The following is a 25339-nucleotide window of genomic DNA, read 5'->3' as shown; positions in this document are numbered from 1 at the left end:
ACTCATGCCCCACCCATCGCCAGGACCCGTCGCCCGCCTGCGCTCCCTGCGCTACGTCGAGCTGCTCACCCCCGCCTTCACCGAGGCCGCCGACTTCTACGAGGAGGTCTGGGGCCTGCGGACCGTCGAGGCGGAGCGCGGCGCGGCGGCCTGGCTGCGCGGCACCGGCGAGGAGCACCACGTCCTGCACCTCACCCGCGCGGACCGCACGGGGCTCGGCCGGCTCGCGTTCGCCGTCGCCACGCCCGCCGAGGTCGACGAGGCGGCCCGGCGTCTGGAGGCCCGCGGGATCGCCCCGGTCTTCGGCCCCGGACCGCTCGACCAGGTGGGCGGCGGCTACGGCCTGCGCTTCACCGACCCCGAGCAGCGGCTCGTGGAGATCAGCGCGCAGGTGGAGGCGGTCGCGCCGCGCGGCAGGGACGCCGCCGTACCCGTCGGCGTCACACACGCCGTCCTGAACACCGCCGACATCGACGCCTCCGTCGCGTTCTACTGCGACGTCCTCGGCCTGCGCGTCTCCGACTGGTCCGAGCACCAGATGGCGTTCCTGCGCTGCAACGCCGACCACCACTGCATCGCGTTCAACCAGGCCGAGTGGGCTTCCCTCAACCACGTGGCGTACGAGATGAGTTCGGTCGACCACTTCATGCGGGGGCTCGGCCGGCTCAAGCACCACGGCATCGACCCGCAGTGGGGCCCGGGCCGCCACGGCCCCGGCAACAACACCTTCTCCTACTTCACCGACCCGTCCGGCCTCGTGTGCGAGTACACGTCCGAGGTCGCGCAGATCGTCGAGGACGCCTGGATCGCGCGGGTGTGGCGGCGCGTGCCCGAGCTGTCCGACCTGTGGGGCACGGCGGGCCCGCCGTCGAAGGAGATCCGCTGTCACATGGCCGGCTCCCCGGACCCCGGCCCGCACACATCCGTCTCCCAGGAGGTCCCCGCATGAGCACGGTACGCAAGGTCGGCCTCGTCGGCTGGGGCGCGATCGGTCGCGTCGTCGGCACCGCACTCGCCGAACAGCAGGTTCCCGGCGCCGAGTTGACGTGCATCATCGACAACCGCCCCCTCGGCGACACGGCGCCCGCGCCCCAGCGGACCTTCGACGAGGCCCTGGAGTGCTGCGACCTCATCGTCGAGGCGGCCGGGCAGGGTGTCGTACGGGAATGGGGTGAGCGGGTCCTCGCCTCCGGCACCGATCTGCTCGTCGCGTCGACCGGGGCGCTGACCGACGACGAGCTGTCCAAGCGGCTGCTCGCGGCGGGCCCCGGCCGGGTCTACTTCACCGGCGGCGCGGTCGGCGGCCTCGACCTTCTCCAGGCGGTGCGCTCCCTCGGCCCCCTCGACGAGGTGCGGCTCACCACCACCAAGCTGCCGTCCACCCTCGAACAGCCCTGGATGGACGAGGAGTTGCTGTCCAGGCTGCGGACGGCGACCGGGCCCGTCGAGGTCATGTCCGGCACGGCGCGCGACATCCCCGTGAAGTTCCCCAAGTCGACGAACGTGGCCGCCTCGGTCGCCCTCGCCGTCGGCGACCTGGACGCTGTGCGGGTCCGGGTCGTCGCCGACCCCGGCGCCCGCCACACGCGGCACGTCGTCGAGGCGTCCGGCGCGCACGGCGCGTACCGCTTCGACGTCGCGCACCTGCCGGACCCGGGCAACCCCGCGACCAGCCAGGTCGTGCCGTACGCGGTGCTGCGCAGCCTGGCGGCGCTGGCCGGGCGGACGGGCCAGATCCTGTGAGCGCCGTCCATGTCGAGGAGGCGGGCGACCACGGCCCCCTGCTGCTGTGCCTGCACGGCATCGGCTCCTCGTCGGCGGCGTTCGCCCCGCAGCTCGCCGAGCTGTCCGCGTACGCGCGGGTCGTGGCCTGGGACGCGCCCGGCTACGCCAAGTCGCCGGATCCTGAAGGGCCGTTGGACCTGGACGGGTTCGCGGACGCGGCGGCCGAGGTCATCCGGGAGCGCGGCGGACGCGCGCACGTCCTCGGTGTCTCCTGGGGCGGGGTGATCGCGCTGCGGCTCGCGGCCCGCCACCCGGATCTGGTCGAGTCCCTCGTCGTCGCCGACTCCAGCGCGGGCTCCGGCACCGACCCCGCCAAGGCCGAGGGCATGCGGGCGCGGGCCGCCGAGCTGGCCGAGCTCGGACCGCGCGCCTTCGCCGAGAAGCGCGGGCCGCGGCTCGTGTCCGGCGGGGCGCCCGAGGAACTCGTACAGCGCGTCGTCGACACCATGGCCTCGTCCGTGCGGCTGCCCGGCTACGCCTACGCCGCCGAGTCCATGGCCTCGGCCGACCTGCGGCCCGAACTGCCCGAGATCGCCGCGCCCACCCTCGTCCTGTGCGGCGACCAGGACCAGGTCACCGGCGTCGAGGCCTCTCAGGTCCTCGCCGGCGCCCTTCACAAGACCGCCTACGTGATCGTCAAGGACGCCGGTCACCTGGCCAACCAGGAACAGCCCGCGCGCTTCGACGCCTGGGTCCTGTCCCACCTCCGCATCACCGCCCGCATCCCCGAGTAGGAGTCCAGCCATGCCTCTGACCACCACCGACTACGACAACGGCAGCGACCTCGGCAAGTACACCGACTCGCTCATCGCCACCAAGGAGTCCCGTGTCGCGGACTTCAACACGCTCTCCTTCCAGGAGAAGGCGGGCCCGCAGTACCGCCGCGGCCAGATCCGCTACGTCGGCTCCGGCGCCACCGGCAACCACGAGAACGACTCCCGGATCCTCCCGTCCGGCGGCTTCACCTTCTCCAACATGCTGCTCCCGCCCGGCGCCGAGGGCCCCGAGCACACCCACCACGACGTCGAGGAGGCCTTCTTCGTCCTGGAGGGCCAGGTCCGCGTGGGTATCCACCGCGGCGCCGACGAGGTCGAGTACCGCACCCTCGGCTACCGCGACATGATCGTCGTCCCGGCGGGCGTGGCCCGGTCCCTGAAGAACGAGGGCGACACCGACGCCCTGTTCTGCGTCGTCATCGGCACGCAGAAGCCGCAGGTCCCGACGTACCCGGAGCACTCGCCGATGCACGGTGTCACCCGTGACTGACCCCTCAGGGGGCGCCGGCACCGTCGTCGTCACCGGGGCGGGCCGTGGCCTGGGACTGGCCATGGCCCGCCGGGCGGCCGAGGACGGCTTCCGCGTCGTGGTCGCCGAGCTCGACACCGAGCGCGGGACCCACGCGGCCGAGGAACTGCGTGGTGACGGACTCGACGCCCACTTCGTGCGCTGCGACGTGGCCGACCCCGAGTCGGTCGACGAACTCGCCGTTCGCGTACGGGAACTGGGTCCGCTGTACGGCCTGATCAACAACGCGGCTCTCGCCAACGGCGTCGGCGGCAAGGAGTTCCAGGACATCGACGTCGAGGTGTGGGACCGCCTGATGACGGTCAACGCCCGCAGCCCCTGGCTGGTGTCCAAGGCCCTGTACCCGCTCTTCGGCTCGCCGGGCCGGATCGTGAACGTCGCGTCGGACGCCGCGCTCTACGGCTCGCCCCGCCTCGCCCACTACATCGCCTCGAAGGGCGCGGTCATCGCGCTGACCCGGGCGATGGCCAGGGAGCTCGGCGACAAGGGCATCACCGTCAACGCGGTGGCGCCCGGCCTCACCGAGTGCGAGGCCACCGAGACCGTGCCCGAGGAACGGCACGAGCTTTACCGCTCGGGCCGGGCCATCTCGCGGCCGCAGGAGCCCGGCGACCTCATCGGTCTCGTCGCCTTCCTGCTCGGCGAGGAGTCCCGCTATCTCACCGGACAAGTGATCGCCGTCAACGGCGGCTTCACGATGAACTGACCCACAGGAGTGCACAATCATGGATCTGGGCCTCGCCGACCGGACCGTCCTGGTCACCGGCGGCAGCTCGGGCGTCGGCCTGGCCACGGTCCGCGCCCTGCTCGACGAGGGCGCGCGCGTCGCGACCTGTGGCCGTGACGCCGACCGCCTCGCGAAGGCGGCGGCGCGCCTCGGCAGCGACCGCCTCCTGACCGGCGTCTGCGACGTGCGGGACGCGACGGCCGTACAGGGCTTCGTCCGGCATGCCGCCGACACCTTCGGGGGCCTCGACGGGCTCGTCAACAACGCGGGCCAGTCCCGCATGAAGAGCCTCGACGAGTCGACCGCCGACGACTGGCGCGACGAGCTGGAGCTGAAGTTCTCCGGCGTCCTCAACCCGCTGCACGCCGCCCGCCCACACCTCGCCGCCTCGGACGCCGCGTCCGTCGTGAACGTCAACGCCGTCCTCGCCAAGCAGCCCGAGACCCGGCTGATCACGACGAGCGCCGCCCGCGCGGGCATCCTCAACCTCTCCAAGTCCCTCGCCACCGAGCTCGCCCCCGAGGGGATCCGCGTCAACTCGGTCTGCCTCGGCCTCGTCGACACGGGCCAGTGGACCCGCCGGCACGCCGCCGCGGAGTCCGGGCTCTCCTACGAGGACTGGCAGGCGGAGCTCGCCGCCGACCGCGGGATCGCGCTCGGCCGGCTCGGCCGGGCCGAGGAGGTCGCGTACGCGATCGTCGCGCTGCTCTCGCCGCGTGCCTCGTACATCACCGGAACCAGCATCGACGTCTGCGGCGGAGTCGGCCGCTCCATCCTCTGAGGAGACCACCATGCGTTACGACACCGGAGGCGATCTCCTCGTCGCCGTTCTGCGGGAACTGGGCATCGACACGGTCTTCGGGATCGTCAGCGTGCACAACCTGCCGCTCGTCGAGGCCGTCGACCGCGAGCTGCGGTTCGTGCCCGTGCGCCACGAGGCGTCCGCCGTCAACGCGGCCGACGCCTACGGCAGGGCCCGCGGCACGCTCGGCTGCGCCCTCACCTCGACCGGGACGGGCGCGGGCAACGCGGCCGGCTCCCTGATCGAGTCGCTGGCGTCCGGCACGTCCGTCCTGCACATCACCGGGCAGGTCGAGTCGGAGTTCCTGGGCAGCGGGCGCGGTTTCATCCACGAGACCAAGGACCAGCTGGGCATGCTGACGGCGGTCTCCAAGTACGCCGCGACCGTGCCGTCCGCCGACGCGGCGGGCCGCGTCCTGCGCGAGGCGGCCCGCGCCGCGCTCACCGCGCCGGGCGGCCCCGCGAGCGTGGAGTGGCCGGTCGACCTCCAGTACGCGGCCCAGACCGACACCGCCGTCGAGGAGTTCACGGAGGCCGCCGTGCCCGCGCCGGGTGACGACGAACTCGCCGCCGCGGGCGCCCTGCTGGCCTCGGCCGAGCGCCCGGTGATCTGGGCCGGTGGCGGTGCCACGCGCGCCCGTACCCAGCTCGCGGACCTGCTCGCCGCGACCGGCGCCGCTCTCCTGACGTCGAACTCCGGCCGTGGCGCCGTCCCCGAGGACCACCCGCAGGTCGTCGGCAACTTCGCGACGACGCCGGCCGGGCGCGCCCTGCTCGCCGACGCCGACGTGCTGCTCACGATCGGCACCCACTTCCGGTCCAACGAGACAGCCGACTACGGCCTCGAACTCCCCGCCGCCCACATCCAGATCGACCTGGACGCGGCCGCGCTCGGCCGCGTGTACCCGGCCCGGCACGCGCTCCACGGCGACGCCGCCGACGTACTGGAACGGCTCCTCCCGTACGCGAAGCCCGCCGAGCCGGGCTGGACGGCGCGGGTCACCGCCGTCCGCGACGACGTGCGCGCCACCCTGCACGACAACATCGGCCCGCAGGCGGCCATCTGCGACGCGATCCGGGACGCGCTCCCACGCGAGGCCGTCGTCGCCCGCGACGTCACCATCCCGTCCAGCAGCTGGGGCAACCGGCTCCTCGACATGTACGACCCGCGCGACAACGTCTTCCCGCGCGGCGGCGGCATCGGGCAGGGCCTCGGCATGGGCATCGGGGCCGCGCTCGCGAGGCCCGACGCGCCCACGGTCGTCATCGCCGGTGACGGCGGGCTGGCCGTGCACCTCGGCGAACTGCTCACCCTCGCCCAGGAGCGCCCGCGCCTGACCCTCCTCGTGTTCAACGACGGCGGCTACGGCGTCCTGCGCAACATGCAGGACCGGCACAGCGACCGCCGCTCCGGTGTCGACCTCGCCACGCCCGACTTCGAACTCCTCGCCCGGGCCTGCGGGTTGCCGTATCTGCGGATCGCCGCCGCCGAGCACGCGGAGCCCGTCATCGCCGAGGCCGTCGCCTCCGAGGGGCCGACGCTCGTCGAGGTCGACCTCGCGTCGCTCGGCCCGATGAAGAACCCGTTCACCCCGCCCGTGAAGATCCCCACCGCGTAGGGAGGCCCCGCAGCCATGACCGCAACCGACGAGACCCTCCTGGACCTCCTCGTACACCGCATGACCTGGGAGGCCGACGGCGTCCTGTCCGTCGAACTGACCCACCCGGACGGCAAGCCCCTGCCCGCGTGGGAGCCCGGCGCGCACCTCGACGTCCACGTGGGCGGGCAGGTCCGCCAGTACAGCCTGTGCTCAGACCCGCGCACCCCGACGTCGTACCGCATCGGTGTCCTCAACGAACCGTCGTCACGCGGGGGTTCGCGCCATGTGCACACGAAGCTGCGCCCCGGCGGGCGGGTCACGGTGTCGGCGCCGCGCAACCACTTCGCGCTTCAGGACGCGCCGGGCTACGTCTTCGTCGCGGGCGGCATCGGTGTGACGCCGATCCTCGCGATGGCCCGCGAGGCCGCGCGCCGGGGTGCCGCGTGGCGCATGGTGTACGGCGGTCGCAGCCGTGCGTCGATGGCGTTCGTCGACGAACTCGCCGCGCTGGGCGGCGATCTGACGGTGGTGCCGCAGGACGAGCAGGGCCACATCGACCTCGCGTCCACTCTCGACGGGCTGCCGGACGGGACGCTCGTCTACTGCTGCGGGCCCGAGCCGCTGCTCGCCGCCATCGAGGCCCTCTGCCCGGCGGACCGGCTGCGCGTCGAGCGGTTCGCGGCCCCGGTCGTCGAGCGCTCCGCGGACGACGAGGGCTTCGAGGTCGAGTGCCGCGCCTCCGGGCTCACCCTCACGGTCGGCGCGGATACCTCGATCCTGGAGGCGGCGGAGGCGGCGGGCCTGGATGTGGCCAGCTCCTGCCGCGACGGGATCTGCGGGTCCTGCGAGACCCGGGTGCTCGACGGCACGCCCGACCACCGCGACTTCCTGCTCTCCGATGCCGAGCGGGCCGCGGGCGCCTCGATGATGATCTGCGTCTCGCGCTGCGCCTCCGGCCGCCTGGCCCTCGACCTGTAACCCCTTCCCTGGAGGCACGTGTGACCACCACCTGGCCGTACCTGGACGTCCACCAGTCCCGTACGCACGAACCCACCCCCTACGAGTACAAGCTGGCCGCCACCCTCGAAGAGGTCTTCACCAAGGACGGCCACGAACTCGCTGATGTCATCCGCGGGCTGAACGCCCGTCAGGTCCACGCCCCCGACGGCGCCCCGTGGACCGAGGACTCGTTCCGCGCCGAGATGCACCGACTGGGAGCGTGACCTGATGACCGCCACGACGACCGCTTCGGCAGCTTCCACCGCCGATCACATCTATGCGACGGGCCTGCGCAACCAGTGGCACCCCGTCGTGCCGTCCTCGTTCGTCGCGCCCGGCGCCATGCGCAAGGTGACCGCGCTCGGCGAGCAGTGGCTCCTGTTCCGCCGCTCCGACGGCACGCTGTCCATGCTCGCGGACCGCTGCCCGCACCGCGGCGCGCCCCTGTCGCTCGGCAAACACCTCGGCGACCGGGTGGCGTGCTGGTACCACGGCGTCGAGGTCGAGGGGGACGGCACCGTCTCCTCGGTGCCCGGCCTGCCCGGCTGCAACCTGGAGGGCAAGAAGCTCGTCAGGTCGCTGCCCGTGCGCGAGGTCGGCGGTGCGATCCTCGCCTACTTCGGCGACGAACAGCACCCGGAATCGGCCGAGTTGACGCTCCCCGAGCCGCTCACCGACCCCGGCACCGACGCGATCCTGTGCTACGCGGAGTGGGAGGTGCCGTGGCGCTACGCCGTCGAGAACCTCCTCGACCCGATGCACGGCGCCTTCCTGCACCACGACTCGCACACCATGTACGACGGTGACACCACCGCCAAGTTCCGCATCCGGGAGACCGACCGGGGCTACTTCTTCGAGAAGACCGACCAGCGGGGCGTCAACTTCGACTGGGTCGAGCTGTGCCACACCGGCATCGACTGGGTCGACCTGTCGATTCCGTACCCGCCGTCGGCCGGTCCCGGCGGCCCGTTCGGGATCGTCGGCATGGTCTGCCCGGTCGACGAGCAGCGCTGCGGTGTCTTCTTCTGGCGCTACCGCCGGGTCGAGGGCTGGCAGCGCGACACCTGGCGCTTCCTCTACAAGACCCTCATCGAGGAGCGCCACTGGGAGGTGCTCGAACAGGACCGCGTGATGCTGGAGGCCATGCCGGCGGACGCCGACCAGCGCGAGAACCTCTACCAGCACGACCTGGGCGTGGTGCGCCTGCGCCGCATGTACCGGGCGGCCGCGCAGGCCCAGGCGGGCGCCGCGGGCTGACGTCCGGGCGCGGTGCCGGTACGAGTACGCCGGCACCGGCACCGCGCACCCCCTCACTACCCACATAATGGGCCGATACATCGGAGGTATTGGCGCTCCAGACGGTGGCGCTCCAACCGAGGACAGGGAGGCCGCCATGGCCGTCACCGACGAGGCCATCGAGAAGATCAAAGGCATGATCGTCTCCGGCGCCCTGCGCCCGGGCGACCGCCTCCCGAAGGAGAGCGAACTCGCCGCCGACCTCGGCCTCTCCCGCAACTCCCTGCGCGAGGCCGTCCGCGCCCTGTCCCTCATCCGCATCCTCGACGTGCGGCAGGGCGACGGGACGTACGTCACGAGCCTCGACCCCCAACTCCTCCTCGAAGCCCTGAGTTTCGTCGTCGACTTCCACCGCGACGACACCGTCCTCGAATTCCTCGCGGTGCGCCGCATCCTGGAGCCGGCCGCGACCGCGATGGCCGCGACCCGGATCGACGAGGCGCGGCTCGACGCGCTCGCGGCCCAGCTGGACGCGCTCGGCCCCGCGCCCTCGGTGGAGGAACTCGTCGCCTCCGACCTGGAGTTCCACCGCGGCATCGTGCAGAGCTCGGGCAACTCGGTCCTGTGCTCGCTCCTCGACGGCCTGTCCGGCCCGACGACCCGGGCCCGCGTCTGGCGTGGCCTGACGCAGGAGGACGCGGTCAGCCGGACCCTGCACGAGCACCGGGCGATCCTGGCGGCGCTGCGCGACGGTGACGCGGAGGCGGCCCGGTCGTGGGCGACGGTGCACATCGCGAGCGTGGAGCAGTGGCTGCGCTCGACACTCTGATACGGGTTCCGCTACGGGCGTGAAGGGGGAGTGCGAGGGCGGATCGTGGGGCAGTGATCCGGTCACTCCCCCGTACAAGGGGGCTGCGGATGGCCCTCGCGGACGCCGTAAGGTGGGCAGGTACGCGATGGGGGGTCCCCCCAGGCCATCAGGGCACTGGGGGAACGTCGGAAGGAGGCGCTGGGTGATCGAGCTCGAGGGGGTTCCCGAGCTGGTCGACCCGGTCATGGTGGCCGCGTTCGAAGGCTGGAACGATGCCGGTGACGCCGCCTCTGCCGCGGTCGCGCATCTCGACAAGGAGTGGAAGGGCGAGGTGTTCGCGGCGCTCGACGCCGAGGACTACTACGACTTCCAGGTCAACCGGCCGACGGTGTGGCTCGACGGCGGCGTGCGCAAGATCACTTGGCCGACGACCCGGCTCTCCGTGGTCAGGGTCGGCGGCGACAAGCCGCGCGACCTGGTCCTGGTCCGGGGCATCGAGCCGTCGATGCGGTGGCGTTCGTTCTGCAACGAGCTGCTCGGGTTCGCGCACGAGCTGGGCGTCGAGCTGGTCGTCATCCTGGGCGCGCTGCTCGGCGACACCCCGCACACACGGCCCGTGCCGGTCAGCGGCGTCACGTCCGACGCGGACCTGGCGCGCACCATGGACCTGGAGGAGACCAAGTACGAGGGTCCGACGGGCATCGTCGGCATCCTCCAGGAGGCCTGCACACACGCGGGCGTCCCCGCGGTCTCCCTGTGGGCGGCGGTGCCCCACTACGTGTCGCAGCCGCCGAACCCGAAGGCGACGCTGGCGCTGCTCAACCGGCTGGAGGACCTGATCGACCTGCGTATCCCGCTGGGCGAGCTGGCCGAGGACTCCCGGGCGTGGCAGCTGGGCGTGGACCAGCTGGCGGCGGAGGACAGCGAGGTCGCCGAGTACGTGCAGTCGCTGGAGGAGGCCCGGGACACGGCGGAGCTTCCCGAGGCGTCCGGTGAGGCGATCGCCCGTGAGTTCGAGCGCTATCTGCGGCGCAGGGACGGCGGCGGCCCTCCGGGCGGTCCGGCCGGCCACGCGACGGACGGTGGCGACACGGCGTCGTACCTGCGGGACACCCCGAGCGAGCGCACCCGGCCGCCGCGGCCCCAGCGCCCCGATCCGGGCACGGACACCCCCGGCGGAACGGATGACACGGACACGTCCTCGGACTCCGGGGACGATTCCTCCGAGGACTCGCCGGAGTAGCGCGACGACGGCTCAGCAGGGGCGGTGCACACACGGTGTGCACCGCCCTTTAACTGTGACCGCCATGGCCCGGGGCAAAGGTGACCGCCCCCGAACTCCGTGGAGTTCGGGGGCGGTTGGGGTTGTTTGCATCCCGGGGCCGGGCCCGGGACCCGGGTGTCTAGAGCGCCACTCCGAGCAGGGCGTCGACCGCGCGGGACACCACGCCGGGCGCCCCCTCGTCCGTACCGCCCTGCTCCGCCTGAAGGGCGGCCCAGCGGTCCACGGCGAGCAGCGCCGCCGGTGCGTCGAGGTCGCTCGACAGCGCTTCGCGGATCTCCTCGACGAGCGCCGCGGCGGACGGTCCGTCGGGCCGGGAGACGGCGGCACGCCACCGGCCAAGCCGCTCGACAGCGTCGCTCAGGACCTGGTCGGTCCACTCCCAGTCGGCCCGGTAGTGGTGCGCGAGGAGCGCGAGGCGGATCGCGGCCGGGTCGGTCCCGTCGCGTCGCAGCTTCGAGACGAAGACGAGGTTGCCCTTGGACTTGGACATCTTCTCGCCGTCGAGCGCGACCATGCCGGCGTGGACGTACGCCTTGGCCATCGGGAACTCGCCGGTGAGCACCTGCGCGTGCGAGGCGCCCATCTCGTGGTGCGGAAAGGCCAGATCGGACCCTCCGCCCTGGACGTCGAAGCCCATGCCGAGGTGGTCGAGGGCGATGGCGACACATTCGATGTGCCAGCCGGGACGCCCCTGGCCCAGCGAGCCGCCGTCCCAGCTGGGCTCGCCCTCGCGGGCGGCCATCCACAGCATCGGGTCGAGCGGGTTCTTCTTGCCCGGGCGGTCCGGGTCGCCGCCGCGCTCGGCGGACAGCAGCCGCATCGCCGCGGCGTCCAGGCGGGAGACCTGGCCGAAGTGGGGGTCGGACTCGACGGAGAAGTAGACGTCGCCCTCGAGTTCGTAGGCGGCGCCCATGTCCCGGAGCCGTTCGACGAGCGGCACGATGCCGGGTATCGCCTCGACGGCTCCGATGTAGTGCTGCGGCGGCAGCATCCGCAGGGCGGTCATGTCCTCGCGGAAGAGGGCGGTCTCGCGCTCTGCGAGTCCGGTCCAGTCGACGCCGTCACGGATCGCGCGCTCGAGCAGCGGATCGTCGACGTCCGTCACGTTCTGGACGTAATGAACCTGCCGCTTGGTGTCGAGCCACACGCGCTGAACGAGGTCGAACGCGTTGTAGGTCGCCGCGTGACCCATATGGGTCGCGTCGTACGGGGTGATCCCGCAGACGTAGATACGGGCGACGGGACCGGGCTCGAGGGTGACGAGGCCATCGGTCGCGGTGTCGTGGATCCTCAGGTCGCGGCCCTTGCCAGGCAGGACGGGGACCTCAGAAGCGGGCCAGGCATGCATGCCATGAGCCTAACCGGACGGAGCTTCCGCATACGAACCGGACCTGGTCCGATGGCCGGGAAGGCCCTCTTGCGGTCCGCCGGGGTGCCATGTCAGGCCTCGACGGTGGCACGGATGGATCCCGAGAGTCCGAAGTGGCGGATGCCGTGCAGCAGATGGGCTCTGAGCCCCGTCACGAAGTATGTCCACCCCTGGGTCTGCCCGACGGCGCGCGCGGCGCCCTCCAGGCTCTGCCCCATGGGCTGCTCGGTGATCGTGAGAAGGGTGGCCGCGCCGTCGTCGGCCCGCTCCAGCTCGATGGTCACGTCTCCCCCGGGCCAGCTCCACGAGATCAGCCGGTCCGTCTCCACGGGCCCGACCGCGACGTCGAACGTCGCGTCGACATGGCCGAAACGCCAGGTCACCGTGGTGTTGGGGATCATCGGGGCGGAGGCGTCAGCCGTGAAGAAACTGGACAGCCCCTCCGGGCTCACGATGGAGTTGAACACGTCCTTCACGGGCCGGTCGATCCGGTCCTCGACGATCAGTTTCACGGCATGGCCTCCGTTCCAGGGACCCCTCGAGGGTCTCTTCGAACGTAGCCGCAGCCGCTGACATGCGCCCCCGGACAGCGCGGACCGCAGGGCGCACAAGGGTGGGCTCAGACGGGCGGCCAGGGGATGGCGGGCCACTCCCCGCTCGGCTCCCGGTGCTTCCCGGTCGTGAGCATCGCGTCGACCCGTGCGCGTACGGCCTGCAGCTCGGCCTCGGTGATCAGCTCCGCGAGCCGCAGCGCGAGGGGTTTCCCGGTCCCCAGAGCGCCCGTGAGCGTCTTGAGGGCCTCGGTCGCCTCCCCGGTCAGGGGCTCCCCCGCCCAGCCCCACAGAAGCGTGCGCAGCTTGTCCTCGGTGTTGAAGGAGACGCCGTGGTCGATGCCGAACAGGCGCCCTTCGGCGTCGACGAGGAGGTGGCCGCCCTTGCGGTCGCCGTTGTTGATCACCGCGTCGAGCACGGCGAGGCGCCGCAGCCGTACGTCGTCGGAGTGCACGAGCAGCGCGGTGCGCCCCTCGCCGACCTCCGCGAACCCGACGGCCTTCCAGCCGTCGCCCGGCTCCTCGCCCTCCACGAGGGCGAGCAGCTCACCGCCTTCGACGGGCTCGTCGGGCTGGTCGATCCACAGCTGGCACATGCCTTCGCCGTAGGGCCCGTCGCGCAGGACGGTCGGCGGTACGAGGCTCCAGCCGAGGGCCTGGGACACCTCGTAGGCGGCGACCTCGCGCCGGGCGAGATTGCCGTCGGGGAAGTCCCACAGGGGGCGCTCACCGGCGACGGGCTTGTACACGCAGGACGCCTCGCGGCCCTCGTGGGTGACCGTGCACAGGAGCACCGCGTTCGACGCCTCGCGGATGCGCCCCCGGACCGCCAGCTCGCCCCTGATGAGGAGGTCCGTGTCCGAGACGGTCACGCTCCTCGCCGGTATCCGTTCTGACGCGGGCATACGTGTCCCTCCGGGTCGAGCGGCAGACTGCACAGGGGGCACGGCGGACGCCCGGCGTTCACGACGTCCAGGGCGCGCTTGGCGAACGCGCGCGCCTGTACGCCGGTGAGCCGGACCCGCAGCATCGGGGGGCCGTTCTCCTCGTCCTGGAGCAGCCGTTCCTCGGCCTCCGCGAGGTCCTCGTCGGTGTCCGCGTCGAGCTCGACGAGCGCCTGCGCCTCGACGATCATCCGCTCCTCCTCGCCGTCCCAGGCGAGGGCCATCGTGCCGACCCGGAACTCCTCGTCGACGGGCGACTCCAGGGGCGCGGTGTCGTGGATCTCCGTGGGCACGACGGCGGGCACGGGCGCGTTCCCGCCGCTGCGGCGCACGACCTCGTCGAGGAGCTCGTCCATGCGCTCGGCCAGCGCGGCGACCTGGGTCTTCTCCAGGGCCACACTCGTCACACGGGCGCCGTCCGAGGCCTGGAGGAAGAAGGTGCGGCGCCCGGGGAGCCCGACCGTGCCGGCCACGAAGCGCTCCGGGGGGTCGTAGAGGAACACCTGACGGGACACGTCCTGTCTCCATTGGAATCGACTGCTGGGACCGACCGCTTGATCGGGCGCGGCAACAACTGCAGTTACTGCGACGGCTTCACCCTACTGCGGCGGACGATCACGGGGCGCCCGCACCGCCCCCGACCGGTGCGTCCCCCTCGGCCGGCTTCTCGCGCGGGGCGAGCGACGCGAAGTCGCCGGTGTCGCCGAGGCGTACGAGATAGGGGCGGAGCCGGGTGTAACGGATCGCGGTGACGGAGCAGGGCTCCACGGAGATGCGCTGGAAGAGGTCCAGATGAAGCCCTATGGCGTCCGCGACGAGCGACTTGATGATGTCGCCGTGCGAGCACATCAGGTAGGTGGCGTCGGGGCCGTGGTCGCGCTCCACGCGCGCGTTCCACTCGCGTACGGCCTCTGCGGCCCGGTGCTGCATGGCCCGCATGGACTCGCCGCCGGGGAACGCGGCGGCCGACGGGTGCTGCTGCACGACCTCCATCAGCGGGTCGTCGACGAGCTCGGCGAGCTTGCGGCCCGACCAGTCGCCGTAGTGGCACTCGCCGATGCGGTCCTCGGTGTGGGGGGTGAGCTCCGGGCGGGCGGCGAGGAGCGGGGCCAGGGTCTCCTGACAGCGCTGGAGGGGGCTGGTGACGATCTCGGCGAGGGGCACCGCGGCCAGCCGCCCCGGCAGCGCGGCGGCCTGCGCGGCGCCGCGCTCGTCGAGGGACACACCGGGGGTCCAGCCGGCGAGCAGGCCCGCGGTGTTGGCGGTGGAGCGTCCGTGCCGGACGAGAATCAGCGTGGGCATGCGGGCAAGCCTAGGGGGTGTCTGAAGGTTCCCCGCGGCGTCCCGACGACCGGCACTCCTTGCTCCACGGGAACTTTCAGACGCCCCCTCGCCTCGCGACATGCGGGCCCGGCGCCACCTGGGAAGAATGCGAAGGGTGATCGTCGACTGCGGCATCTATCGCGACGGGCGCAGGACCGAAGGGCCCGCGGACTTCTCCGACGCGCTCGCCGAGGCCAGGGTCGAGGGTCACTCCTTCGTCTGGATCGGCCTCTACGAACCGACGGAGGACGAGTTCGCGCGGGTCAGCGACGAGTTCGGGCTGCATCCGCTGGCCGTCGAGGACGCGCTCAAGGCGCATCAGCGGCCGAAGCTGGACGTGTACGACGACTCGCTGTTCGTGGTGCTCAAGCCGGTCGTGTACGAGCCGGACAGCGACAAGGTGTCCTCCGGTGAGGTCATGCTCTTCATGGGCGACTCGTTCGTGGTGACCGTCCGGCACGGCGAGGGCGCGCCCCTTAAAGCCGTACGCAAGCGGCTCGAAGCCGATCCCGATGTGCTGCGGCACGGGCCCACCGCGGTCCTGTACTCGATCGCCGACGCGACCGTCGACCACTACCTGGAGGTCGCGACCGAGCTCCAGACCGACATGGAGGAGCTGGAGGCTGAGGTGTTCTCGCCGGAGGGGGGCGGCTCGCGCAACACGGCGTCCAGGATCTACACGTTCAAGCGCCAGATCCTGGAGTTCCGCAGGGCCACGGGCCCGCTGATGCCCCCCTTGGCCAAGCTTTCCGGAACCGGCCCGTCCATGGGACCCGTGCCCTTCGTGAACGAATCGGCGCGGCCGTTCTTCCGCGACGTCAGCGACCACCTCCTGCGCGTCAACGAGTCCGTGGACTCCCTGGACCGGCTCGTCTCGGACATCCTGTCGGCGCATCTGGCACAGATGGGCGTGCGGCAGAACGACGACATGCGGAAGATCTCGGCGTACGCCGCCATGGTCGCGGTCCCGACACTGATCGCGGGCGTCTACGGCATGAACTTCGACCACATGCCGGAGCTGCACTGGACGTGGTCGTATCCGCTGGTGATCCTCCTGATGATCTCCCTGGAGCTGCTGCTGTTCCGGACGTTCAAGCGGCGCGGCTGGCTGTAGCGCGCGCCTCCCGCGGGGGCCTACGCGAACTCGACCGCGCTCGTCGCGGGCCCGCCCAGCGCGTTGCGCCGCTCCGGCATCTCCAGGGACACCATCCGCCGCCAGCCGACCAGACGTTCGTACGCGTACATGGCGTGGATACCCGCCGCGAGCAGGGCCGCCTTGGGCTTCGGCCAGCGCAGGATGTGCCCCATGTGGTGCATCACGGCGAGGCTGACGCCGCGGTAGACGCGGATCTCCTCCAGGGCGCACTCGCGCAGGATGCGCTGGATGTCGCGGCCGTGGCCCGCGTACGCGAAGCGCAGCAGCTCCTCGTGGCAGTACGCGAGATGGTTGTCCTCGTCGGCCGAGATCATCTTCACCGCGCGGCCGATGTCCGGGTCGTCCGCGAAGTACTTGCGCAGCAGGTCCATCTGCTCGGAGGCCCGCTGCTCGGTGACCCGGCTGTGGGCGAGATACGTGACGATGTCCCGCACGGTGAGCGGTTCGTCGGCCTTGAGCTGCTCGTGCGCGAGGCCGATGCCGTGCTTCTCCAGGAGCATCGTGTAGTCGGTCTCCGGCGGGACGTCCACGGGCTTCAGGCCGCGCTTCTTCATCAGGGCGTTGAAGATCCGCCCGTGTTTGTCCTCGTCGGCACCGTGCCGCGCCACCTTGGGCGCGAGGTCACGCTCGCCGGCGGGGACGAGCGCGGCGATACGGCCGTTCTCCCAGCCTCCCTGCGACTCCCCGCTCGCCGCGATGGAGCAGAAGAGCCGGAAGGACTCGTCGTCGTCGAGGATCTCCTGGAACAGGCTCTTGGCCGACAGCATCTCTGGCACCTCCGTGCGCGCCGCGCATTCCGTGCGGGGTTCCGCCGAAAACGAGTCAAATACGGCATGCCGGACCAGGCAACAGCTGTATGGGGCCAGTCGGCCGAAGGAAGGACCCCGGGAGAGGGTCCTTGGGCGTAACCAGGTGCCCGATGAGGCGTTGTTACCCGTGACGGCCGTGGCGGGGAAGACCCCCGAGCCCCCACCACGGCCGCAGAACTTTCCTCCCCCGCGGTTACGCCAGTCCGGCCCGCTCCAGGGCCTCGGTACCGGCCCGCAGGGCCGCGATCCGCTCGTCGAGCGTGAAGCCGGCGGGGGCCAGCGTCAGTGTCGTCACCCCGGCAGCCGCGTAGGCCTGCATCCGCTCGGCGATCCGCTCCACGGAGCCGAGCAGCGTCGTCGAGTCGATGAGCTGGTGCGGCACCGCGGCCCCCGCACCCTCCTTGTCGCCGCCCAGGTACTTGTCCTGGATCTCGGCGGCTTCCTTCTCGTAGCCCATGCGCTGGGCGAGCTGGTTGTAGAAGTTCTGCTTCCGGCTGCCCATGCCGCCGACGTACAGGGCGGTGTACGGGCGGAACATGTCGGCGAGCGCCGGCACGTCCTTGTCGGCGCCGAGCGCGAGGGGCAGCGTCGGGACGACGTCGAAGCCCTCCAGCGTCTTGCCGGCCTTCTCGCGCCCCGCCCGCAGGTGCGTCAGGGCGGTCTCCTCCAGGTGCTCGGCGGCCGGGAAGATCAGCAGGGCGCCGTCGGCGATCTCGCCGGTCTGCTCCAGGTTCTTCGGGCCGATCGCCGCGATGTAGAGCGGGATGTGCTCGCGCTCGGGGTGCACGGTCAGCTTGAGCGGCTTGCCCGGGCCGCCCGGCAGCGGCAGCGTCCAGTGCTCGCCCTCGTACGACAGCCGCTCGCGGCTCATCGCGCGGCGCACGATGTCGACGTACTCGCGGGTGCGGGCGAGCGGCTTGTCGAACTTCACGCCGTACCAGCCCTCGGAGACCTGCGGGCCCGAGACGCCGAGGCCGAGGCGGAAGCGGCCGCCGGACAGGGAGTCGAGGGTCGCGGCCGTCATCGCGGTCATCGCGGGCTGGCGGGCGGGGATCTGCATGATCGCGGAGCCGATGTCGATGCGCTCGGTCTGCGCGGCGACGTAGGCGAGCACCGTGGGCGCGTCCGAGCCGTAGGCCTCCGCGGCCCAGCAGACGGCGTAGCCGAGCTTGTCGGCCTCCCGCGCGACGGCCAGGTTGTCCGCGTCCATTCCGGCGCCCCAGTAGCCGAGGTTGATGCCGAGCTCCATGGCCGATCCCCTTACTGCTCAGTAACGTCCTTTGTCCGGGCACCCTAGCGCGCCGGTTCGGCGGTCGGCGCAGGCCGGTTGTCCACAGGCCCCCAATAACCGACTTCCGGCCAGTAATCTCAGCGCCCATGGAGCAGAGGCATCTCGGCCGCACCGGCCTGCGAGTGTCCCGGATCGGGCTCGGCACCCTCACATGGGGCCGCGACACCGACGAGCACGACGCCGCGGACCTGTTGAAGACCTTCTGGGAAGCGGGCGGCACACTCGTCGACACGGCCGATGTCTACGGGGGCGGGGAGGCCGAGTATCTCCTCGGGCAGCTCGTCGAGGGCCTCGTGCCGCGGCGCGATCTGGTCATCTCGACGAAGGCGGGCAGCGTGCCCGACCCGGACCGCCGCTTCGACGGCTCCCGCGGACATCTCCTCGCCGCCCTCGACGCGTCCCTCGCCCGCCTCGGCACGGACTACGTCGACCTGTGGCAGGTCCACGCCTTCGATACGGCCACCCCGCTCGACGAGACGCTCCAGGCCCTCGACATCGCCGTGAGCAGCGGCCGCGCCCGGTACGCGGGCGTCTCCAACTTCTGCGGCTGGCAGCTGGCCAAGGCCGGCACGTGGCAGCTCGCCGCACCGGGGATACGCACCCGGCTCGCCAGTACGCAGATGGAGTACTCGCTGCTCCAGCGCGGGGTCGAACGGGAAGTGCTGCCGGCCGCGCTCGACCTCGGCATCGGCCTGCTCCCGTCGTCGCCGCTCGGCCGCGGGGTTCTCACGGGCAAGTACCGCAAGGCCACGCCCGCCGACTCGCGGGGCGCGTCCGACCACATGGCGCCCTTCGTCGCGCCGTACCTCGACGACGCCGCGACCCGCATCGTCGACGCGGTCATCACGGCGGCGGACGGCCTCGCGGTGACGCCGCTCCAGGTCGCCCTCGCATGGGTCCGCGACCGGCCGGGCGTGGCCGCCCCCATCATCGGCGCGCGCAACTCGCAGCAGCTCACGGCGGCATTGTCAGTGGAGGCCCTTAGTCTTCCTGACGAGATCTGCCAGGCGCTCGACGATGTGTCGGCGCCCGTGCACCGATATCCCGATCAGGACTGGAGCACGCTGTGAGTACGGAGCCCGCTGCCGCGGAGGGCCACCCGGGCCCGGCCGACACCGACGCGCCCCGCGCCGGGCAAGGCGCGGAGGCCACCGGCCCCGAGGAGACCGGCCCCGAGGAAGGGACCGGCACACCTGATCCGGACGAGACGGACGAAGGCTCCGGCGCCGCCGCGGATCAGGACGGAGCCACCGCCGAAGGCAAAGACGAAGGCGCGTCCGAGGCCGCCGCCGAGATCGCCGCGCAACGTGAGTTGCAGGAGCGGATCGCCCAGCGGAAGGCGGCCAAGGAAGGGCCCATCGCGGCCGGGGGGAAGCTGAGCGGTACGGCCGCCGATCTCCTCGCCGCGGTCCGGGCCGTCGAGAGCGGTGAGCGGCCCGCCGCCGTGTTCAGCGAGCCGGCACCGGCTCCCCGCAAGGTCGTCGCCGAGCCTGTCCGCCGTGCGCCGGCCGCCGCGCCCGCGGGGCGTGCCGAACCGGCCGTGGCGGCCGTCGACGCCGTGCGGGCCGTCCTGACCGAGGGCGGCGCCCCCGTCTCGCTCGCCGCTCCCGCCGCCGCGACACTCGGCGAGGGCGCGGACAGCGCGCTCCGGGACGACCCCTGGCAGCTTCTGCGGATCCCTGGCGTGCGCCCCGAGCAGGCGGACGGCTTCGCCCGCGCGCTGCTCGGCGCCGAGTGCGGCCCCGACGACGAGCGCAGGGGCCGCGCCGTCACCGTATGGCTGCTGGAACAGGCCGCGGTCGCGGGGCACACCGCCCTGGACGCGCCGCTGCTCACTCAGGCGCTGGGCAAGCGCGCCGTGCCCGATCCGGACGAGGCGGTGCAGAGCGCCATCGCGGAGGGCGACGCGCTCGTATTCCAGGACGCGCTGGAAGAGCCGCCCGGCGGTCCGGACCGCGCCCCGGAGAGCGCCCGGAAGACCGCCGCGGAGGACGGGGCCGAGGACGGCTCGGAAGACGGCCCTGAGGACGGTGAGGAAGCCGCGCGGCCGGTCCGGGTGCTCGTCGGCCTCGAGCGGTACGCGCTCGCCGAGGAGAGCCTCGCCGACGGACTCGCCCGGCTGGTCAACTCTCTCTCCAAGGAAGACAGTTCACAGGCCCTCGCGGACTGGGAGCCTGCCGCGGCGGCCGCGTCCGGTTCCACCGCCGAGCTGATCAGGGCGTCCGCCGGACACGGCCTCGTGCTGCACACGGGCGCCGAGGCGGCCCGCGCCGAACCCGCCGCACTCGTCCAGGCCGCGGCCCGCCTCGGCCTGCGCGTGTGCGCCGCGGCGCACACCGTCGACGGGCGGCGCCGCCTCGCCGAGCACTTCGGCCCCGGCGCCCCGGAGGGCACTGCGGTCACCGTGTCCGGCCTGCTGTCCGGCGCCGAGGGCCCGGGCCGGGACCGGGACGGCGCGCTCGCGGTGGACCTCCTGGTCGTCCTGGACGCGCCGCAGCTGGACGTGGAGACGGCCGCGATGCTCGCCGAGTCGCTCCCGGACGGCGCGCGGCTCGTCCTCAGCGGTGACCCGTCCGTCCTGTGGTCCGCGGGCCCCGGCCGGGTCTTCGCGGACCTCCTGGCGGCCCGCGTGTGCCCTCAGATCGCCTCCCGCACCCCGGACCCCGGCCCGGTCGGCGAGCTGGTCTCCGGCATCGGCGTGGGCGAGCTGAACCAGGTGGAGGCCCCCGGCAAGGAGGTGGTGATCGTGCCGGTGCGCGACGCCGCCGAGGCGATCCACCGTGCCGTACAGCTGGTCGCCGACTCGGTGCCGCGCGCGATCGGTGTGCCCTCCGAACAGACCCAGGTCATCACCCCGGGCCACGGGGGCGCCGCCGGGACGCGCGCGCTGAACGCGGCCCTCAAGGAGCGCCTCAACCCCGGCCCCGGCCGCTTCGGCGGCTTCGACCCGGACGACCGGGTCGCGTACGCACCGACCCCAGGCCGTACCGTGCCCGGCCGGGTCGTGCGGGCCGACGCTGAGGGCCTGCACCTGGACTGCGCCGGGACCCCGGTCGTCGTGCCGCAGGACGCGGTGGAGCGGACCGTACGGCACGGGTGGGCGCTGACCGCGCACCAGGCGGTGGGGCTGCGGTGGCCCGCGGCGGTGGTCGTACTGCCGGGCGACGCGACGCAGGCCCTGAGCCGCCCGTGGGTGTACACGGCGTTCGGCCGCGGTGAGCGGCATCTCTCGGTGGTGCACGGCGCCGACGCGGCCCTGCCGCGCGCCGTGGCCGAGGTCCCGGCCAAGCCGCGTACGACGCGTCTGCAGACCCTGCTGCGCGCGCAGGTCCCCACGGCACAGTAGGCACACAGCGGCAAGCGGGAGGGGCGGGCGGACCGAAGTCCGCCCGCCCCTCCCGCTCACTCGCTCACACCGTCACCGGCCCGCGTGTGCGGACCGCGTCAGGTCGGTTCCAGCTCGTCCTCCGTCGCGCCCGCGACCGCGCCGGGCCCGTCGTCCGCGAGGTCGCCGTCCAGCTCGTCGTCGAAGACGGAGCTCACGTCGAAGCGGCAGACGACCTGCTGCGGATCGGCCTGGTCGAACGGCGCGTCCAGCCACTCCCCCGGCTCAGCCGGTTCGTCCGAGGCCGTCACCCACAGTGTGGAGTCGCCCTCCTCCAGGCCGAACTCCTTGTGCCGGGAGGCGATCTCGTCGGGTTCGAACTCTCCGAAGAGGACACCGAGAGCAGCGTGCACGCTGTTCCCGATGGTCCCGACGGCCGCCGCGGCCCCGTCGACGAGATCCGAGTCGGCCTCCACGTCGGCGACCCGCTGGGCCTGCGCGAGCAGTCGCTGCGGCTCCACCACGGCGTAGTCGCGGCGGATGAGCACGCTCAGGGCGTTCGGTTCCTCGGGGCCGGTGTACGGGGGCAGCGAGTCCTCCGTACCGGGAATCTCGAAGGGGGTGACCTCGTCGTAGCGGTCGTAGAGGAGCTCGTCGTACTCCTCGGCCGCCGCGGCCAGTTCGTTGAACGCTTCGTAGACGGCCGGATCGTCCTCACCCGACCTGCGCTCGACAGCCGCCAGGTGGCGGTCGAGCGCAGCCTTGACCGCCTCGGCGGCGGCGCGTACCTCGGCAGCGGTGGGCTGCGCAGCATCAGACATAGTGCAGACGCTATCCGTACACGGCCCGTGCCCGCACAATAGATGCGATGCCGGAATACGAATTTGTCGACGTGTACGTCCCGCGCGGGGTCTCCCGCAAGGACGCCACACGCCTGCTGACCGACCATGCCGAGTACGGACACTGGGAGTTGGACCGCCTGAGCCTGTTGCGCGACGGCAGCCGCAGGGTGCGGTTGCGCCGGCGGATCATCCGCCAGCTTCGCGCCACGTGGTGAGTGAGCGGAGCGGGCCCCGTCACTGCTGGGCCCGCTCCGTTCCGCACCTGCTCGGTCACGCCGTGTCACACGGCGGTCACACGCCTGCCCGCGCCCGCCGGTAGAGGAGCGCGCCTGCGAGCAGGGCGCCCGCACCGGCCGGCAGGACCGTTCCCAGCGGCATCGAGCTGCCGGTCTCGGCGAGCTGCTCCGAACCCTCGGGCTGGGTGACGGTCTGCGTCCCCGGGTGGTTCGGGGTGCTGGGGGTCACCGGCTTCGGCGGCGCGGGCGTGTTCGGCTCCGGCTGCGTCGGCGGCTTGGTCGGCGGGGTCGTCGGCTCGTCGCCTCCCGGCGAGTTCGCGCAGTCGTTGCCCCCCGCGGGGTTGAGCAGCCCGATGACCGAGACGCTGTTGCCGCAGGCGTTGACCGGCACATGGACCGGGACCTGCACATGGTTGCCGGAGCCGACACCGGGCGAATCGCTCGTGCCCCCCTCGGCCGTGGCGCCGCCGCCGTGATGGCTCCCACCGGGGTGGCCACCTCCCGGCTTCGACGTGTTGGCACAGTCGTTGCCCGCCGTGGGGTTGAGCAGCCCGACGACGTTCACGGTGTTGCCACACGCGTTGACCGGGACGTCCACAGGGAGCTGGATCGTGTTGCCGGAGAGGACGCCGGGCGATCCCGACGAGCCTCCCTCGGCACCGGAGTCTGCGTGTGCGTAGCCCCCGGACACGGCGAGTACGCCGGTCGCGGCCGCCACGGTGATCAGGCCTTTGCGCGTGACCTGTCGCATAGCTTTAACCTGCCTTATGCCTTGCAGAATGCGCACGGGCATCCATACACGTGCGCGGAATGACCAATCGGCCCCGGAGCGCATGGCGCGCACTCCGGGGCCGATGGACTCAGGCCCTCACGGGGCGATGCACAACGACGTCACTTGTTGACGCAGGCGTTGCCGAAGGCGGGGTTCAGCAGCCCGATCACGGACACCGTGTTGCCACAGGCGTTCACCGGGATGTGGACCGGAACCTGGATGACGTTGCCCGAGATGACGCCGGGAGACTTCACGGCGGCACCCTGAGCCCCGGCGTCGGCAGCGGCGATGCCCGCACCAGCGAGCACGAGACCACCAGTGGCAGCCGCAGCAGCGACGACCTTCTTGATCATTATTCCTCCTTGTTGGCAATGCAGTCCCAGCCGCGGACTGCACTCCCTGTAACGAGGAGGGACTGATGAGGCTACGAGCCTATGTTTCCTTTCACTCTTCTCAGTCCAGTACGCACGCGCGGCCGAATAACCGGCCGCGCGGGCCCCTCGGGTCAGGACGCGTCGATGAACCGGTCGAGCACGCGCACGCCGAACTTGAGTCCGTCGACCGGAACCCGCTCGTCAACGCCGTGGAACATGCCCGCGAAGTCCAGCTCCGGCGGCAGCTTCAGCGGAGCGAAGCCGAACCCGCGGATGCCGAGGTCGTCGAAGGACTTGGCGTCGGTGCCGGCGGAGAGCATGTACGGCACCGCGCGGGCGATCGGGTCCTCGGCCCGGAGCGCCGTCTGCATGGCGTCGACGAGCGCGCCGTCGAAGGTGGTCTCCAGGGCCTTGTCCGCGTGCACGTCCTCGCGCTGGACGTTCGGGCCGAGGATGCGGTCGAGGTCGGCGAGGAACTCCTCCTCGTAGCCCGGCAGATAGCGGCCGTCGATGTGCGCGGTGGCCTGCCCGGGGATCACGTTCACCTTGTAGCCGGCGCCGAGCTGGGTCGGGTTGGCGGTGTTCTGCAGCGAGGCGCCGATCAGCTTGGCGATGCCGCCGAGCTTGGCGAGCGTCTCGTCCATGTTCTCCGGGTCGAGCTCGGTGCCGAGCGCGTCGCCGAGCTCGTCGAGGAAGTGCCGCAGCGTCTTGGTGACCCGCACCGGGAACTTGTGGCGCCCCAGGCGGCCGACGGCCTCGGACAGCTCGGTGATCGCGTTGTCCTTGTGGATCATCGAACCGTGTCCGGCCGTGCCGTCCACGGTCAGCTTCATCCAGTGCATGCCCTTCTGGGCCGTCTCGACGAGGTAGAGCCGCAGCTTCTCGTTGACGGTGAAGGAGAACCCGCCCACCTCGCTGATCGCCTCCGTGCAGCCCTCGAAGAGGTCCGGGTGCTTGTCGACGAGGTGTCGCGCGCCGTACGTGCCGCCCGCCTCCTCGTCGGCGAGGAAGGCCAGGACGATGTCGCGCGGGGGCTTGCGGCCGCTGCGCAGCCGGTCGCGGACGACCGCGAGGGTCATCGCGTCCATGTCCTTCATGTCGACGGCGCCGCGGCCCCAGACGCACCCGTCGGCGATCTCGCCGGAGAAGGGGTGGTGGGTCCAGTCCGCCGCGTTGGCCGGTACCACGTCGGTGTGGCCGTGGATCAGGAGCGCGGGCCGCGAGGGGTCCTCGCCCTGGATGCGGGCGACCGTCGAGGCCCGGCCCGGGTGCGACTCGAAGATCTGGGGCTCGAGGCCCACCTCGGCGAGCTTCTCCGCCACGTACTCGGCGGCTTTGCGCTCGCCGGGACCGGAGTGGTCGCCGTAGTTGCTGGTGTCGATCTGGATCAGCTCACGACAGAGGTCGACGACCTCGTCCTCGCCCGAGACCGTCCTGCCCGTGCTCGACTCGCTCACGCCTGTTCCTCCCACTGTCGTTGCTGGTGGTCCCCCTCATCCTCTCTCTCCGGGGGCCGCGGCCCAAGGGCGGGCGGGGGTCGTCATCGGCCGTTCACAGCGGAGGGGTGGCGGGATCTGGCACCCCTTCGGGCCTGGTAATGTTCTCTCTGTCGCCGCGGGGAACACCCCGCGAAGACAGACACCTTGTCCGGGTGGCGGAATGGCAGACGCGCTAGCTTGAGGTGCTAGTGCCCTTTATCGGGCGTGGGGGTTCAAGTCCCCCCTCGGACACCAGCTGAGACCCCAGTTCACCTGGGGTCTTTTGCGTTTCCGGAACTCTCGCGGGCCCTCTCCCCGT

General features: G+C 72.0%; 27 protein-coding genes and 1 tRNA gene. 17 read left to right on the top strand and 11 right to left on the bottom strand.

The window, feature by feature from the left end:
* Positions 1-4: 4 nt before the first annotated feature.
* The 12 genes from OG574_RS35845 to OG574_RS35790 all read left to right on the top strand — a co-directional run bounded on the left by OG574_RS35845 (position 5) and on the right by OG574_RS35790 (position 10508).
* Positions 5-949, top strand: coding sequence for a VOC family protein (locus OG574_RS35845; RefSeq protein ID WP_326776585.1), 945 nt, complete (start codon positions 5-7; stop codon positions 947-949).
* Positions 946-1743, top strand: coding sequence for an aspartate dehydrogenase domain-containing protein (locus OG574_RS35840; RefSeq protein ID WP_266739654.1), 798 nt, complete (start codon positions 946-948; stop codon positions 1741-1743). The genes OG574_RS35845 and OG574_RS35840 overlap by 4 nt, the downstream gene beginning before the upstream one ends.
* Positions 1740-2519: an alpha/beta fold hydrolase gene (locus tag OG574_RS35835; protein WP_326776584.1), complete on the top strand. Its 780-nt coding sequence runs from the start codon at positions 1740-1742 to the stop codon at positions 2517-2519. The genes OG574_RS35840 and OG574_RS35835 overlap by 4 nt, the downstream gene beginning before the upstream one ends.
* Positions 2520-2529: 10 nt before the next feature.
* Positions 2530-3051, top strand: coding sequence for a cupin domain-containing protein (locus OG574_RS35830; protein ID WP_100599053.1), 522 nt, complete (start codon positions 2530-2532; stop codon positions 3049-3051).
* Complete coding sequence (locus OG574_RS35825) at positions 3044-3796, top strand: SDR family oxidoreductase (protein ID WP_326776583.1); 753 nt, start codon at positions 3044-3046, stop codon at positions 3794-3796. Before OG574_RS35830 ends, OG574_RS35825 begins: the two co-directional genes overlap by 8 nt.
* Before the next feature lie 19 nt (positions 3797-3815).
* Positions 3816-4598, top strand: coding sequence for an SDR family oxidoreductase (locus OG574_RS35820; protein ID WP_326776582.1), 783 nt, complete (start codon positions 3816-3818; stop codon positions 4596-4598).
* Between the two features lie 10 nt (positions 4599-4608).
* Complete coding sequence (locus OG574_RS35815) at positions 4609-6237, top strand: thiamine pyrophosphate-binding protein (RefSeq protein ID WP_326776581.1); 1629 nt, start codon at positions 4609-4611, stop codon at positions 6235-6237.
* A gap of 15 nt (positions 6238-6252) precedes the next feature.
* The gene (locus OG574_RS35810) at positions 6253-7197 is read left to right on the top strand and encodes a PDR/VanB family oxidoreductase (RefSeq protein WP_326776580.1); all 945 of its coding nucleotides are present in this window, start codon (positions 6253-6255) and stop codon (positions 7195-7197) included.
* A gap of 20 nt (positions 7198-7217) precedes the next feature.
* Entirely contained in the window at positions 7218-7442 is a 225-nt protein-coding gene (locus tag OG574_RS35805; protein WP_100599058.1) for a recombinase-like helix-turn-helix domain-containing protein, read from the top strand.
* 4 nt (positions 7443-7446) lie between these two features.
* Positions 7447-8475 (top strand): aromatic ring-hydroxylating dioxygenase subunit alpha, encoded by a 1029-nt coding sequence (locus OG574_RS35800; protein ID WP_326776579.1) that lies wholly within the window; start codon positions 7447-7449, stop codon positions 8473-8475.
* A gap of 136 nt (positions 8476-8611) precedes the next feature.
* Entirely contained in the window at positions 8612-9283 is a 672-nt protein-coding gene (locus OG574_RS35795; protein ID WP_100599061.1) for a FadR/GntR family transcriptional regulator, read from the top strand.
* A gap of 184 nt (positions 9284-9467) precedes the next feature.
* Positions 9468-10508, top strand: a complete 1041-nt coding sequence (locus OG574_RS35790; RefSeq protein ID WP_326776578.1) for a PAC2 family protein — start codon at positions 9468-9470, stop codon at positions 10506-10508.
* Positions 10509-10668: 160 nt separating this feature from the next.
* On the opposite strand, the gene mshC is transcribed toward OG574_RS35790, so the two are convergent.
* The 5 genes from mshC to OG574_RS35765 all read right to left on the bottom strand — a co-directional run bounded on the left by mshC (position 10669) and on the right by OG574_RS35765 (position 14716).
* Positions 10669-11898, bottom strand: coding sequence for a cysteine--1-D-myo-inosityl 2-amino-2-deoxy-alpha-D-glucopyranoside ligase (gene mshC / locus OG574_RS35785; protein WP_326776577.1), 1230 nt, complete (start codon positions 11896-11898; stop codon positions 10669-10671).
* 92 nt (positions 11899-11990) lie between these two features.
* A complete protein-coding gene (locus OG574_RS35780) occupies positions 11991-12431 on the bottom strand; it encodes an SRPBCC domain-containing protein (RefSeq protein ID WP_159032687.1) in 441 nt (146 codons plus the stop codon).
* A gap of 107 nt (positions 12432-12538) precedes the next feature.
* A complete protein-coding gene (locus tag OG574_RS35775) occupies positions 12539-13375 on the bottom strand; it encodes an SCO1664 family protein (protein WP_326776576.1) in 837 nt (278 codons plus the stop codon).
* Positions 13339-13929: a DUF3090 domain-containing protein gene (locus OG574_RS35770; protein ID WP_100599066.1), complete on the bottom strand. Its 591-nt coding sequence runs from the start codon at positions 13927-13929 to the stop codon at positions 13339-13341. The genes OG574_RS35775 and OG574_RS35770 overlap by 37 nt, the downstream gene beginning before the upstream one ends.
* Positions 13930-14029: 100 nt before the next feature.
* Positions 14030-14716, bottom strand: coding sequence for a histidine phosphatase family protein (locus OG574_RS35765; protein WP_326776575.1), 687 nt, complete (start codon positions 14714-14716; stop codon positions 14030-14032).
* A gap of 136 nt (positions 14717-14852) precedes the next feature.
* On the opposite strand from OG574_RS35765, the gene corA reads away from it, so the two are divergent.
* Positions 14853-15851, top strand: a complete 999-nt coding sequence (gene corA / locus OG574_RS35760; protein WP_326776574.1) for a magnesium/cobalt transporter CorA — start codon at positions 14853-14855, stop codon at positions 15849-15851.
* Positions 15852-15871: 20 nt separating this feature from the next.
* Here the strand turns inward: corA and OG574_RS35755 are convergent, their stop codons facing one another.
* Complete coding sequence (locus OG574_RS35755) at positions 15872-16660, bottom strand: ferritin-like domain-containing protein (RefSeq protein WP_326776573.1); 789 nt, start codon at positions 16658-16660, stop codon at positions 15872-15874.
* A 235-nt stretch (positions 16661-16895) separates the two neighbouring features.
* Positions 16896-17951: an LLM class F420-dependent oxidoreductase gene (locus OG574_RS35750; protein WP_326776572.1), complete on the bottom strand. Its 1056-nt coding sequence runs from the start codon at positions 17949-17951 to the stop codon at positions 16896-16898.
* Positions 17952-18079: 128 nt separating this feature from the next.
* Here OG574_RS35750 and OG574_RS35745 point away from each other — a divergent pair, with 128 nt between their 5' ends.
* Positions 18080-19063 (top strand): aldo/keto reductase, encoded by a 984-nt coding sequence (locus OG574_RS35745; RefSeq protein ID WP_326776571.1) that lies wholly within the window; start codon positions 18080-18082, stop codon positions 19061-19063.
* Entirely contained in the window at positions 19060-21339 is a 2280-nt protein-coding gene (locus tag OG574_RS35740) for a helix-hairpin-helix domain-containing protein (RefSeq protein ID WP_326776570.1), read from the top strand. Before OG574_RS35745 ends, OG574_RS35740 begins: the two co-directional genes overlap by 4 nt.
* Positions 21340-21437: 98 nt before the next feature.
* On the opposite strand, the gene OG574_RS35735 is transcribed toward OG574_RS35740, so the two are convergent.
* Entirely contained in the window at positions 21438-22139 is a 702-nt protein-coding gene (locus OG574_RS35735) for a hypothetical protein (protein WP_326776569.1), read from the bottom strand.
* Positions 22140-22186: 47 nt separating this feature from the next.
* On the opposite strand from OG574_RS35735, the gene OG574_RS35730 reads away from it, so the two are divergent.
* Positions 22187-22375 carry a DUF5703 family protein gene (locus OG574_RS35730; RefSeq protein WP_067429589.1) on the top strand — a complete coding sequence of 63 codons (189 nt, stop codon included), beginning with the start codon at positions 22187-22189 and terminating at the stop codon, positions 22373-22375.
* A gap of 76 nt (positions 22376-22451) precedes the next feature.
* On the opposite strand, the gene OG574_RS35725 is transcribed toward OG574_RS35730, so the two are convergent.
* The 3 genes from OG574_RS35725 to OG574_RS35715 form a co-directional block, all read right to left on the bottom strand.
* A complete protein-coding gene (locus OG574_RS35725; protein ID WP_326776568.1) occupies positions 22452-23147 on the bottom strand; it encodes a chaplin in 696 nt (231 codons plus the stop codon).
* A gap of 140 nt (positions 23148-23287) precedes the next feature.
* Complete coding sequence (locus OG574_RS35720; RefSeq protein ID WP_100599074.1) at positions 23288-23521, bottom strand: chaplin; 234 nt, start codon at positions 23519-23521, stop codon at positions 23288-23290.
* 152 nt (positions 23522-23673) lie between these two features.
* Entirely contained in the window at positions 23674-24999 is a 1326-nt protein-coding gene (locus tag OG574_RS35715; RefSeq protein WP_326776567.1) for a M20/M25/M40 family metallo-hydrolase, read from the bottom strand.
* Positions 25000-25187: 188 nt separating this feature from the next.
* Between OG574_RS35715 and OG574_RS35710 the strand changes: the two genes are divergently transcribed.
* Positions 25188-25275, top strand: a tRNA-Leu gene (locus OG574_RS35710).
* Positions 25276-25339 lie beyond the last annotated feature (64 nt).

Origin of the sequence: Streptomyces sp. NBC_01445 (assembly GCF_035918235.1) — a bacterium.
Lineage (GTDB): Bacteria > Actinomycetota > Actinomycetes > Streptomycetales > Streptomycetaceae > Streptomyces.
The sequence above is the reverse complement of the archived record's forward strand: the minus strand, read 5'-3'. Positions and strand labels throughout refer to the sequence as shown.

Coding starts and splice junctions, on each gene's coding strand:
- OG574_RS35845 (WP_326776585.1), top strand. CDS start 5: ATGCCCCACCCATCGCCAGGACCCGTCGCCCGCCTGCGCTCCCTGCGC.
- OG574_RS35840 (WP_266739654.1), top strand. CDS start 946: ATGAGCACGGTACGCAAGGTCGGCCTCGTCGGCTGGGGCGCGATCGGT.
- OG574_RS35830 (WP_100599053.1), top strand. CDS start 2,530: ATGCCTCTGACCACCACCGACTACGACAACGGCAGCGACCTCGGCAAG.
- OG574_RS35820 (WP_326776582.1), top strand. CDS start 3,816: ATGGATCTGGGCCTCGCCGACCGGACCGTCCTGGTCACCGGCGGCAGC.
- OG574_RS35815 (WP_326776581.1), top strand. CDS start 4,609: ATGCGTTACGACACCGGAGGCGATCTCCTCGTCGCCGTTCTGCGGGAA.
- OG574_RS35810 (WP_326776580.1), top strand. CDS start 6,253: ATGACCGCAACCGACGAGACCCTCCTGGACCTCCTCGTACACCGCATG.
- OG574_RS35800 (WP_326776579.1), top strand. CDS start 7,447: ATGACCGCCACGACGACCGCTTCGGCAGCTTCCACCGCCGATCACATC.
- OG574_RS35795 (WP_100599061.1), top strand. CDS start 8,612: ATGGCCGTCACCGACGAGGCCATCGAGAAGATCAAAGGCATGATCGTC.
- mshC (WP_326776577.1), bottom strand. CDS start 11,898: ATGCATGCCTGGCCCGCTTCTGAGGTCCCCGTCCTGCCTGGCAAGGGC.
- OG574_RS35775 (WP_326776576.1), bottom strand. CDS start 13,375: ATGCCCGCGTCAGAACGGATACCGGCGAGGAGCGTGACCGTCTCGGAC.
- OG574_RS35765 (WP_326776575.1), bottom strand. CDS start 14,716: ATGCCCACGCTGATTCTCGTCCGGCACGGACGCTCCACCGCCAACACC.
- OG574_RS35755 (WP_326776573.1), bottom strand. CDS start 16,660: ATGCTGTCGGCCAAGAGCCTGTTCCAGGAGATCCTCGACGACGACGAG.
- OG574_RS35750 (WP_326776572.1), bottom strand. CDS start 17,951: ATGGAGCTCGGCATCAACCTCGGCTACTGGGGCGCCGGAATGGACGCG.
- OG574_RS35745 (WP_326776571.1), top strand. CDS start 18,080: ATGGAGCAGAGGCATCTCGGCCGCACCGGCCTGCGAGTGTCCCGGATC.
- OG574_RS35735 (WP_326776569.1), bottom strand. CDS start 22,139: ATGTCTGATGCTGCGCAGCCCACCGCTGCCGAGGTACGCGCCGCCGCC.
- OG574_RS35730 (WP_067429589.1), top strand. CDS start 22,187: ATGCCGGAATACGAATTTGTCGACGTGTACGTCCCGCGCGGGGTCTCC.
- OG574_RS35725 (WP_326776568.1), bottom strand. CDS start 23,147: ATGCGACAGGTCACGCGCAAAGGCCTGATCACCGTGGCGGCCGCGACC.
- OG574_RS35720 (WP_100599074.1), bottom strand. CDS start 23,521: ATGATCAAGAAGGTCGTCGCTGCTGCGGCTGCCACTGGTGGTCTCGTG.